Here is a 12603-nt window from a genome sequence, read left to right on the forward strand (position 1 = left end):
AAGCAATGGCAACAAAACTAAATGAAATAACCACCCAATACCACACTTTTGTAGAGAACCAGGTCCTTACGCATACGCAGTTAAACGAATTTATTTCTTATTTCGAAGATCAGGATCGCTTATCGCGCATACTGTTAAGTGGCGTAGGTATCGTTTGTGGGTTCAGGCTATTTTATGATCCGGAATCTAAAACGGTAACCATTAGTGCCGGTTCCGGCATAACTACGGATGGTGATCTGCTGACGCTCAGAAATAGCATTTCTGAATCCCCTCGCAAAACAATAGTTTCAGACTCCATTTCATATAACTGGTTCAGAAAGTTTGACGATCACATTGCTCACTACAGGTTTTTCAGTCGTTTACAGGATGTGGAGGACAGTGCTACTGCAATGCCATTAAAGATGTGGGAATTGTTACCCGGTGAAGCAGAGAATGCAAAGACACTGGACAATATGGAAAATCCCGAAAGCATGGTGGTTCTTTTGTATCTGGAATCCTATCCTTTGGAAGGAGACCTGTGCACAGCTAAAGATTGCGACAACCAGGGAGTAGAAGAGGTTAACCGGTTGCGGGTATTAATGGTCTCAAAAGAAGATGCGGCATTCATTGCCGGTCTTGACCCGGTTTTTACCAAACACGATATCGCCGAAACAGTCATCAGTCTTCCGGAGGTTGAGATCAGACGTGTTATTCTGAATGGCGCTAATACATCCACTTATACTGAACTGAAAAGAGCTTATCATACGGCATTGAACAGTGATAACCTTATAGAGAATCTCAGCATAGGGATATCCCGGATTGTGAACCACTTCGGATCGCTGCTGCATCTTGAAATCAGTTCCGCACAGTTGAACAGTGTGTTGACCCGGTTAAGACAACTGACAGGATTCGGGCCATACAACGTGCCTTTTAATGTACAGTATCGTTATGATATGGTTCTTGATGTAGTGGATACCTATAATGAAATTAAAGCGGAGTTACTGCATCTGAAACAGGAGTGCATTCCCGATATCACTTCGTTTCCAAAACATCTCCTGCTGGGGCAGCTTGATGAAGTTGAACAGCTGCCAAAACATTACCGGCACGCATTTTACAAATCACCTGCTCTGAACGAACATGATCGGATACACTTTGTACAAAGCCTGGTGTATCGGTTGTTTGAAATGATCAGACAGTTTTCAACGTCCACCGGTGAGGTAAAAATTACACCTTCTGTTATGTCTCATCCGTTGAACCGGAAGGCTATACCATTCTATTATAATGTGAATCATTCACTGCTCAATGTATGGGATCATGCTAAAACAATACGGTTTAAACAAAAGAACAACCTGTCGTATCATACCGGATTATTATCATCTGCACCAAAATATCAGGATCCTCTGCGCTTCGATCTGGGTTTAACAGATTTTTTCAGGATTGAAGGGCATCAGGGAAAAAACTACATCGATGTACTGGACGAAATAGATACTTTAAAACAGAGGTACGGACTTGCTTTCGATGTGAAAGCCTTATCAGTAAATGTGAATACGGATATTCTGAATATAGATGAGTATGAATGTGAGTTTGAGGACCTGAATGTACTACTTAAGGCGTGGACTGCTGAACAGGATTGTATCCTGGCGGAAGTGTCGGAATTTCTGTCCGGTTTCAGAACTGACAAACCCGGAAGAAATTACCGTGAAGAAAAGTATAAAGCGGTGGATCTGGTCTTAAGGGATAACAACAGAACCTTTAATGAAGAAGCAGATATCAGAGCATTCACCAACAGAATGAAGAGCGGTATGATGATCAACACAAATGGTAATTATACTGCTTATGCCATTGAAAAAAGCAATACCATAAATGATAATCTGGTTACCGAAGATAATGCGATAGGCAGTGATTTAAAAGTAGTATTTGAAAGCAATAAAGGAGGATCGGCAAATGATTTTATCATGAATGCACACCGCCTAATAGATGCCAAAGTCAACACCGAAGAGTGGAAAAATGCTCCTGAAATAAAAGATCTTGTGATAGATCAGTCTATAGAAATAATGGCATTCGCACATATTCTTGCCACAAGAATGCCGGATTTGCTGATTAATGTGAATACCGAGCGCGTGGATATTTATCAGCTTACACTAAAGCAGTTGTGCCGCAGGGTGGAAATCATGAAAGAAAAATACCAGACCGTTCAGTTGACTGACGCCCTGAAGGCTGTTATGGGTGTCCTCATAAATCAGCTTTCAACTATTTGTTGTTCGGGCAAAAAACTGCAGATTTTACTCAGGGAGATTACAAGCAGAAAAGAGCAAATACTGCTGCGCCTGCAATTTGCCAGGTTTGTGGAACAGCATCCGGGAGTGGAACACAAAGCGGGTGTGAAACCAGGAGGTACATTTATTATTCTGTATATCAACAAGCAGCAGGATCAGGTAAAAGATAAATCCGGTACTGTAAGTCTTATGGGCAATGCCGGAAAAGACTATAACATCAACAGGATTTTGGATCCGGCTAAAGGAAGAGACACCGGAAATGGTGGATATTATTCAGACATCAGACATGCCGGTTCCAATAAGACAGAAGAAGAACTTATTCGTAACATTTTGAACAAAGATGTTCGCGTGACGGATCTGGCAAATAATACCGTTGTAGCTGATTTCACCCTGCCTTACATGTGTTGTTCGGATTGTGCTCCGGTAAATTTTATAGTTCAAAGGCAGCCGGTTTCACTGCGTATCGAAAAAGATCAGTTCTGTCTTGGTCAGGATAAAAGTCCGCTCTTGTTTGATGTATCACCGGCTGACGGAATCATAAAGGCTGATCCTGAGGTGAATGGCCTTTCTGTTGAAGAAAATAAACTGATTGTGGATGCTGAAAGTTTTGATGAAGCCTATATTGGCAAACCGATCCGCTTCACCGTTAATGAGCAGGTTACAGATGTGATATTTACAGTTTACAAATCTGTGGATTTTGATTTTACGGTCAAACATTCGGAAAAAGACAATTCTGTGGTAACCTTTATTCCTGATGGTGATCTGGTTGGAGCATCTTTTTTATGGAACTTCGGAGACGGCAGCACCGATGATGAAAGAGCACCAGGGCACCAATATACCTTGCCCGTAAACGAAGAAAATAAAGTGACCGTTTCTTTAACGGTAACTGCTGCAAATGGTGTGTGTCATGCAACGGTTGAACACGAACTGACGTTTAAGATACCTGATCCTGTGTTACATATTGAACCGGATATCTTCTGTGCTAACGATAATCAACAGTATCCTTTCACTGTTGATCCTGAAGGTACTGCTGTCGTGATAGAGGGTAAGGGAGTTGTTAAAAACAGCACCGGTATGTTTTCATTTGTGCCGAAGAATGCTGGTTCAGGAACATTTACCTTTAAAATAAACGGTAAGGATTCAGGAGTATCTGTTAAAGTTAATGAAGCACCAAAAGCATCATTCACACATGCACAGGTTGAGAATACCCTGGTTCTTACAAATACTTCAACAGGTGCACAGGCTTATAAATGGAACGTAAACGGAAAAACGGTGGAACAATTAAGTAAAAAGAATCTTACTGTTCCTGTATCACCGAATATAAGTACAATTCGGGTTAGTCTGGAAGCAGTCAGCGAAACGTGTGGCTCTGATAAAACCAAAACAGTCTCTATAGAAACAAAATTTACAGAAACAGATACTGATACATGCATATCAGATACTATTGAGGTTATTCAGACCGATCAGAAAGCCGTTGAAAAACTTGATGTTCCGGGTAATGCTGCACTTCACTCAATTTGGCAGGAAACAACTAAACTTTATGATGAAGTCTCAGCTAATGGCAGTGATTTTTTAACAGGTAAATCAAATGCAAAGTTGCATGGACGGTTCAGTAAGCTGTTCAATGCCACCGTAAAACAGATTACGGCGCTGAGCATTAATGATAGTGTGGTCAATCAGAATAAAATAAAAGAGTTATTCCGCTTACAGCTTGAGTTATTTTATAATATTCTGGGATGTCAGAAGCCGGATGTAATCAAAGCATCCACGGATGACCTTCAGCCTGTTCTGGATATTATCCTGGAATTACTGAGCAGCTTAAAGAATAAAAAGATACTTCTTCCTAAATCGTTGAATGTGTTCATGAAAGCATATAGTGTTAAGATAAAGGCTATTCAGTTGCTTCAGGAGCATATGACATTTATTTCAAAAAATAAACTGATCATTTTTGCTTGAGCATTCTGTTAAAATTGAAAAACTCTTTGTTGAGGTTAATACCTCATCAAAAGAAAAAGCGGACAGGATTAATTCAGATATTGAAGTATTTGTAAATGAGAGACTCCTGCCGGAACTGGAGGAAATTCTGAAAAAGAATGATTCACCAACCGTTTATTACCGTATACAAAAACTCACACTAACCGGGAATATCAGCAACTGGGATAATTCTGAGTTGTTACTTTCGGGAATCCCGGATGAATTATCCAGGCAAATTGCAGCGCTTCAGGATTCAGTTGCTGAAAAAGAGCAGATGCCAAAGCAATCTGAGGAGGAAATGCTGGGTGAAATGTTTTTGTATTATCTGAAATCCGGATTCTTGCCCTGGTTTGGTTCCATGCTTCATTTACAACAGTTTATAAGCGGAACATGGAAGGACACTGTACAATATAAATCTTTTATCAATGAATTTACAAAAACATTAGCTTTTAATATTTTCTCGGCAAGGCGGTTTCTTTTTACAGCTTCACCGGAGATGCAAAAGTATGTATTTGAGAATATCCTTCCATTATCTCCGGACCTCATGAGGGACATAAAGCAAAAATCCAATCCTGATTTAATTACTGCAATGATTTACGCAGTTGCCTGTATCCATTGGATGAAACAAAATTCTGTAAACCTGAATTTGAAAGACATTGAACCCATGGTTTCAGATATTCTGACCACTTTTCCACAATTCAGGGAGAAGCAAGAACTGAAGAGAATTCAGAACCTGATATCGCAAATTACCGCATCTCACCTGGAAATACCATCAAAGGTGGAATCTGTTTTTGCTCAGGTCAGTTGGGTTAAACCGGAAAAAAAGAATTTAGCTTCCAATGATATCGTTAATGATGAGATTTGGGTTGAGAATGCTGGCCTGATTCTGATGCATCCTTTTTTACCAGGTTTCTTTCGTAAAACTGGAATTTTAACTAAGGATAATGGGATTAAGGAGCCAAAATTAAACCTGGCAGTTCAGGTTCTCCATTATCTTGCAACAGGTAAAGAAACTGCACATGAAGCTGAAATGGTTCTGGAACGTGTGCTATGTGGTATTCCCTTACTGTACCCTGTTAAGACAGAAGAACCGTTGTCCGATGATATTAAACGAGCTGCCGTTCATATGCTGGAGGCACTTATCGGACACTGGCCGGCATTAAAACAAACTTCACCGGACGGGTTGAGACAACTGTTTTTTTGTAGAGAAGGTAAGATGAAAGAGGAAGAGAATCATTACAGTCTTATTGTGGAACGTAAAGCACAGGATATACTTTTAGACCGTTTAAACTGGAATATTTCGTTTTTCAGTTTACCATGGCTTGATAAAATGATTCATATAGTGTGGTAATATGAAAAAACCGGTACAACATAAAGCAAAACAAAATACCGATAAGCATCATTCACAGCCATTTTTTAAGGGAAGAAATGCATCAGGATTTTTCGGGATCCAGGAGAAGCTGACCGTTGGTAAGCCCGGTGATATTTACGAACAGGAAGCCGATCGGATGGCAGATGCAGTATTAACGCGAAATTCAGGTGTTGAAACTCAGAATGCATTGTCGAATGGTAACAGGACGTCGGAACACGGATCATTACAGGGCATGATACATAAAATGGAAGAGGAGGAGGTCCAAAACAGTTTACAGGAAATGATTCAGCGACAGGAGGAAGAGGAAGAACTGCAAATGAGTGCAGAAGAGGAACGCGAAAAAGTGCAGAAACAGGAGGAAGAAGAATTGCAGCTACAGTCTGGTGCCGATGAAGAGGAGATTCAGATGCAGGCAGATAATGAGGAAGGAGAATTACAAACCAAACTGATACAAAAAAAGGATGAAGAGGAGGTTCAGACCCGGAGAGACAATGTGGCAACACAAACAACATCCGGGATTGAGCACAGCCTGAATGCATCAAAAGGCGGAGGTTCAGCAATGCCGGACGATGTAAGGCAACAAATGGAATCCGGTTTTGGAACCGATTTCAGCAATGTGAGAATACATATGGGCTATAATGCTGTGCAGATGAACCAAAAATTGGGTGCTCAGGCCTTTACCAATGGGAACGATATCTATTTTAACAATGGCAAATATAATCCTGTCTCGCATACCGGTCAGCAACTACTTGCACACGAACTTACACATACCATTCAGCAGGGTGCTTCGGTTCAGCCGAAACGGATTCAAATGCAAACGGAGGAAACTGTTGTTCAACCACCGGCAGGGGTGACACCGGTTACAGAAGCAAATGGAGAGTTTTCATTCAGTGAAGGGAACTATACAACAACATTTCAAACACGACCGTCAAATCAGTTCATGTTACCTGATATCAGTCTGCCCGCGTTCAAACAGCGTAATTCGGGATTATTCCTGCCACCGTTTTATGTTCCATCCGGACGCAATACCAATCAGGTGGAAAACTGGAAACAGGGCGTTTCTTCACAGGCAAACAGACATGTAAATGATATGATAGGCAATGCGACAGCCAGTGGAGGATACAGCAGAGCAGAGGCGGTTGAAAACCGTATTTACTTTTTTAAGGGCAGGCAGAATCCTGATTTAAAAGTTTTTGGTACACGGCCGCAGCTGTTTGAACTGGCCCGAATTCCAACATGGGATGAAAACAATAATCCAACAACTTTTCAGGTTGACCACATTGTGGAGCATCAGTTAGGAGGAAGCGATACAGTGGGCAATTACGAGCTTCTGGAGGCTTCGGCCAATGGAAGTTCCGGTTCATCCATAGCATGGGAAATGAACCGGAGATTAAAACACGCCTACGATATACTGAATTCAGACTATTATACCAACGACAGTCGTACAGAAAAGCCTTCCCTGCCACCACGGCCGGGGCGTGCCAACCAGTATGTTAATACTTTTAAATATAATCTGGGATTTGATATTTCATTTCTTTCCAATGATTTTACGCTTGAGACACAGTCCGGGATGCCTGACCGGTACTGGTCATTTAATCAGATTTCGCAGGGTGAACATCTGAATAAACTACAGCCGCTCACCGGTGATGAATTGCGGCAAATGGGTACAGAAGATGATCCGGCACTGTTTATTTCTCCCACAGGTGGAAGCAGACTTCCGGTTCCTGCAGGTGATAATTATCCCATTCAAAACTGGTTACCGCGTGTTGATCTGAAAAACAGGCCTGATTTTGATAACCTGACCCTGAATGTGGATGCATACAAGGCATCAGATGAGGCAGGAAACAGCGTAGATGCATCCTATCCGGATATGACCTGGTATCTGAACCGGATTCCTGACACCTACATTTTTTATGTCAACAAGGCTCAGACGCTTGAAAATGCACAAAGTGGTACAGGTGGCGTTTTCCAGAGCCTCAGATTGCCCGGAATGAGTCCGGTTCGTATCATATCTCTGGATTTGACAGAACAAGGTTTTGTGGGTGTGGGAAAGGTATTACCGACAGTACCGTTAATCGGCGATGCAGACATCGATATCGTCATTGACGGAAACGGGGTAAGACTTCGAAAACTCTTTTCGGCTGAAGAATTCTCATTTCCACCACCATTTGCAATCAGCGAAGCCACTCTGGAAGTTTCATTTGGGACACAAGGTCTTGGTTTGACGGGCGGAATAAACTTTGGAATAAACCAGGTTGGAGAAGGAAACATTCAGGCTTCAGCTTCTACAGGTAACGGCTTTGAACTGGAGGGCTCTTTTAATTTCGATTCAGCACTTTTTGATCCTGCTGAAATCAGCGTGGAGTATAAAGAAAATATCTGGACCATTGGTGGTGTAATAGGAATTCCAGAGGGAAAAGTAAGGGGAATAAAAAATGCCACCATAGAAGCAACATACAGTGAAAACAATTTTAGGGCCAGTGGTGAGGCGGAACTTGATATTCCGGGCATTGAACAGGGAACATTATCTGTTGAATATGGTGATCAGGGATTTTCCGTTGGAGGCCGTTTTAATCTGAGTTCTGAAATCCCGGGCATACGCAGTGGATCAGTTGAAGCCACTGTCACACATTCTGATGAAGAAGAAGGCTATCATGTCATGGTCTCCGGTACGGCACAACCGGATATTCCGGGTCTGGATACAACCTTATCGGTAAACTATGAAGACGGCGCCCTGACCATTGAAGGATCAGCAGCATATGAACGTGGCATGCTGCGTGGAAATGTAAATATAGGTGCCACAAACCGGACAATAGATGAAAGCGGTGAGCCAACAGGCGAACCGGATGGCACAATGCGGGTGTACGGAGGTGGAGATCTCACGCTGCAGCTAACACCGTGGCTGGAAGCCAGTGCCGGCGTACAGTTTGAACCTGATGGAGAACTGGTCGTTTCAGGAAGAATTGGTTTGCCTGATGTTGTTGATGTATTTCCGCGAAAAGAATTTAACCGTAATCTGTTTTCTGTACCTACCATCGAGATACCCTTGTTTGCCATTCCCCTGGGGCCACGTAGCATCGGACTTGTGGCTCAGATTGGTGGAGGTCTTGATTTTTCTGCCGGGTTTGGTCCGGGACAGTTGAGGGAATTATATGCCGAAGTAACTTACAATCCTGACAGGGAGCAGGATACAGTTGTTCATGGTCGTGGCGAATTTGCCATCCCTGCGGATGCCGGTCTGACCCTTAGAGGCGATATGGGATTGGGTGTAAGTGTGGCCATAGCCAGTCTTTCGGGAGGTATTGAACTTGCAGGAACCTTAGGCCTGGAAGGTGAAGCGGCAGCTGCTGTTGATGTCAACTGGACACCAACGGAAGGCATATCTCTGGACGCAGAAGGAAGGATTACAGTTAATCCGAAATTTGTATTCGACGTTAATGCGTTTGCCAGGGCTTCGCTCGGAATCGGTTGGCTATCAGTATCCGAAACCTGGCGTCATAACCTTGTATCCTTCTCATGGGGCCCGGATATTCAGTTTGGAATTGTATTCCCGGTCCACTATGCAGAAAATGAACCATTCGATATTTCATTTGATGATATACAGGTTATCTATGCGGATCTTGATATTATAGAAATGGCAAAAGGACTGGCTATTGACATCAAAGATGATATTTTTTAATGGAGAGCAGGTACCCATGAACGACGAATTACAGGATTTAAATAATAAAGGCGTAAAACTGTTTATGGAAGGAAAATTTCATGAGGCAGAAAGCATGTATATGGAAGCCTTACAGACAGATCCCGACCATTCAACCACACTCAATAATATGGGTATGCTGCGCTTATACCAGAAGGAATACCGTTTAGCTCTGGTATGTTTTAATAAGGCATTAAAACAGGCGGAAAAGCCGGTTTATTATCTGAACAGAGGGCATGCCTATGCACATCTTAAACAGTTTGACAACGCAATTGAAGATTACAAAACATGTGTTTCCATTGAACCCTCTTCACTGAAAGGCTGGATTAGCCTTGCCCGGACATGTATAGCGGCAGAGCGAAAGAATGAAGCTATTCAGTATCTGGAGCGTGTTGTGTCTCTGGATCGGGATCCGGTTTACAAATTGGAACTGGCAAAGCTGCTTATCAGTACCGGAAGTCTTGACGAGGCAAGACGTATTCTGTATACGACACTTAAATCGGTTAAATTAAAGGATGTGGTGTTGTACTATCTTGGACTGATTGCCTTTTACCGGAAAAACTTTGGTCTGGCATCGGATTACCTGCAGGAAGCTCTGAAATTAAATCACAGTAATGCTGTATACCGGGAGTTGCTGGCAGCGGTATTCCTGGCAAAAGGTGATGCTGAAAGCGCACTGAAAGAGTGGAATACAGTTATACATCTACACCCTGAAAATGTAAAAGCACGGCTTGATTCCGGCATTGCACTGTTGGGATTGAATTATCTGAAAGATGCTGATATTCAAATTCGCAAAGCCTTGCAACTTGAACCTGATAACGAAAAAGCACAATACTATCTGGCACTTCTTCACTATAAAGAAGGAAAAACCGGATGGCGGGCTGAAATAGAACGAATCGCTGCATCTGGTTCCGGATTCAGTAAAAAAGCTCAGAATTTTTTAAACAGTTTGTCCAATAATGCACAGTGAACCGCAACTCATGCAGCAAACCGGATATTTTAATAAAGTATTGAAAACAGTTGAACAGGCCATTGATAACCGGATGCAACATGAATTTGGCCAACAGGCATTTAAGAAAACTGATCTGGGAGAATTAAAAACAAAAAACAGTTTTCTCGGGAAGTACATGATAGAGCATAAACTGAGCGATGAAGAAATTTTATGCCTTCTGATTGCCTTTATACCTCATTTGTCTCCGCATTTTTATGCTGCAACCGTTCAGAAGTACTTTCCGGGTGGCGGAGATTTTCCTGAGTTCGGTGGTGTAAAAGGGAAAAATCACAGAGGTGTATTACCTACCGGTGAAACTGTTCAGTTTATACTGGCTGGCAGAGATATTGAAAAGCGCATTGCAGTACTATCATTGTTTGAACCGGAAAGCATTCTTATCCGGCACAACATTCTTTATGTTAATCAGGGTGAGGAAAACGAGCCGGGAATGAGTGGGGTAATTGTACTTTCGGATGAGTACATTGATTTGTTTACAAAAGGAAGAATTACAAGGCCAAAACTCAGCAGCGGTTTTCCGGCTGAATATATTACCACAACACTTGAGTGGAAGGATCTGGTGTTACAGAAAAGCACCCTTGATGAGATCCGGGAAATTGAAACCTGGCTGGCTCATAACAATGAGTTTCTGAAGAAGTGGAAGATGGAAGGAAAAATAAAGCCCGGCTTCCGCGCACTGTTTCACGGTCCTCCGGGGACAGGAAAAACGCTTACAGCATGCCTCCTTGGTAAGTATACAGGGAATGATGTTTTTCGTATAGATTTATCCATGGTCGTGTCAAAGTACATTGGTGAAACTGAAAAGAATCTCTCACGCTTATTTGATAAGGCGGCCAATAAAGACTGGATCCTCTTTTTTGATGAGGCTGATGCAATTTTTGGTAAACGGACGAATATCCGGGATGCACACGATAAATATGCCAATCAGGAAGTATCGTATCTGTTGCAACGGATCGAAGCACATCCGGGACTGGTAATTCTGGCATCGAACCAGAAAAGCAATATAGATTTTGCCTTTACCCGCAGGTTCAATACCATCGTAGAATTCGAGAATCCGGGAGTTGCAGAACGCATACAGCTATGGAAAACCTATATCCCCGGTTCAGTCAAGCTTGATCCGGAAATTTCACTGGAAGAAATTGCACGAAAATACGATATTACCGGTGCAAATATCCTTAATGTGGTGCATTATGCGGGTTTGCGGACAATAGAAGGCAAGTCCGGAACACTTCGGCATAGAGATCTGATTGATGGAATAAAAAAAGAGTACATAAAAGAGGGAAAAATGATCCGAAACAGAAAGGAGTGAAGGGAGCAATCCTTGTTAACAAATTCTTTTAATGGTAAAATTATGATTCTGAAAATAAGTCCCGATGCAATTCTGATAGATGGCCTGTCGCTCTATGAAAGTGTTCTGCTCTATTTCGGTATACTGGTGCTGCTGCTGCTGATTGTATCTATTGTGATCCTGGTTGCTAAAGGTCGTAAAGTCCCGCGGTCGTTCATCGCATTTTTTGCCGGTGCAGTTATTATGATTGCTTTTCCAGGTATTCAGGAAATATCATATAAAAACCTGACTATTATACTCAGAGAAAAGAACAGGGAGTTATTAACCGGATCAGATCAAAAAGAAAATAAACAGGAGCTGGAAAAAATCGTTAACCGACTGGAAAACAAAAATATCCGGTCATCGGATAACCTGACAGAAATGGCGATGGCAAAGACCTTACTGGGTAATTATGAAGAAGGAATATCTTATGCCGGTAAAGCCTTAAAACAGGATAGAACAAATCAAAAAGCAGATGAGGTTATCAAACTCGCGCGTGGTAGTGCAGCGATAGAAGGCCTGATTGACAATCCTGAAAGTGAAGAAGCGCAGGAAAATGTGAGGGTAAATATTGACCGTTTGAAAGATGTTTCTTTTAAGGGAAATTATGTGGATATGAAAATCGCTGAGGCCTACCTTTTAACAGGAAACACGGTGGAAGCAAAAAGAAACGCCCAAAAAATACTGGACAGGAAACCCTCGGATTCAACTGCCATGGAAATACTTAATTATGCCAGCAATTCGGAACGATTAAAGGAAGCCATAGAAAATGGTAATGTGCAACAAAGCAAAAACATTGCTGAATCCATTTCGGCGAAGTCCGCAAGTGATGGCAAATCGCAAAACTTCGGTAAAGCTGTGATTCAGGTTGCTGTAAAAACGGCAAAACAACGTCCCGGATATTTTATTCATACCGATTCGGTTCTTCCGCAGTTACATATTGATCAACCAATACTTACGCAATAAAAC

The 12603-nt window shown here is 42.1% G+C and carries 6 protein-coding genes; all 6 read left to right on the forward strand.

The window, feature by feature from the left end; genetic code table 11:
* Positions 1-5 precede the first annotated feature (5 nt).
* From ACE1EF_RS01535 to ACE1EF_RS01560, 6 genes are read left to right on the forward strand one after another with little or no spacing between them, the layout of a single operon-like run.
* Positions 6-4211 carry a PKD domain-containing protein gene (locus ACE1EF_RS01535; protein WP_375718840.1) on the forward strand — a complete coding sequence of 1402 codons (4206 nt, stop codon included), beginning with the start codon at positions 6-8 and terminating at the stop codon, positions 4209-4211.
* A complete protein-coding gene (locus ACE1EF_RS01540) occupies positions 4204-5580 on the forward strand; it encodes a contractile injection system tape measure protein (protein WP_375718841.1) in 1377 nt (458 codons plus the stop codon). Before ACE1EF_RS01535 ends, ACE1EF_RS01540 begins: the two co-directional genes overlap by 8 nt.
* A gap of 1 nt (position 5581) precedes the next feature.
* Entirely contained in the window at positions 5582-9280 is a 3699-nt protein-coding gene (locus tag ACE1EF_RS01545) for an eCIS core domain-containing protein (RefSeq protein WP_375718842.1), read from the forward strand.
* On the forward strand, positions 9267-10268 hold the full coding sequence (locus ACE1EF_RS01550; RefSeq protein WP_375718843.1) for a tetratricopeptide repeat protein: 1002 nt from the start codon (positions 9267-9269) through the stop codon (positions 10266-10268). The genes ACE1EF_RS01545 and ACE1EF_RS01550 overlap by 14 nt, the downstream gene beginning before the upstream one ends.
* Positions 10258-11616 carry an ATP-binding protein gene (locus ACE1EF_RS01555; RefSeq protein ID WP_375718844.1) on the forward strand — a complete coding sequence of 453 codons (1359 nt, stop codon included), beginning with the start codon at positions 10258-10260 and terminating at the stop codon, positions 11614-11616. Before ACE1EF_RS01550 ends, ACE1EF_RS01555 begins: the two co-directional genes overlap by 11 nt.
* Before the next feature lie 42 nt (positions 11617-11658).
* Complete coding sequence (locus tag ACE1EF_RS01560) at positions 11659-12600, forward strand: tetratricopeptide repeat protein (protein WP_375718845.1); 942 nt, start codon at positions 11659-11661, stop codon at positions 12598-12600.
* Positions 12601-12603: the final 3 nt, after the last annotated feature.

The organism is Quyinboa sediminis, from assembly GCF_042219855.1.
Lineage (GTDB): Bacteria > Bacteroidota > Bacteroidia > Bacteroidales > UBA5342 > JBHJHP01.

What these genes read in the sequence shown, in the direction of transcription:
- ACE1EF_RS01535 (WP_375718840.1), top strand. Translation starts at nt 6, where the DNA reads ATGGCAACAAAACTAAATGAAATAACCACCCAATACCACACTTTTGTA.
- ACE1EF_RS01555 (WP_375718844.1), top strand. Translation starts at nt 10,258, where the DNA reads ATGCACAGTGAACCGCAACTCATGCAGCAAACCGGATATTTTAATAAA.
- ACE1EF_RS01550 (WP_375718843.1), top strand. Translation starts at nt 9,267, where the DNA reads ATGATATTTTTTAATGGAGAGCAGGTACCCATGAACGACGAATTACAG.
- ACE1EF_RS01545 (WP_375718842.1), top strand. Translation starts at nt 5,582, where the DNA reads ATGAAAAAACCGGTACAACATAAAGCAAAACAAAATACCGATAAGCAT.
- ACE1EF_RS01560 (WP_375718845.1), top strand. Translation starts at nt 11,659, where the DNA reads ATGATTCTGAAAATAAGTCCCGATGCAATTCTGATAGATGGCCTGTCG.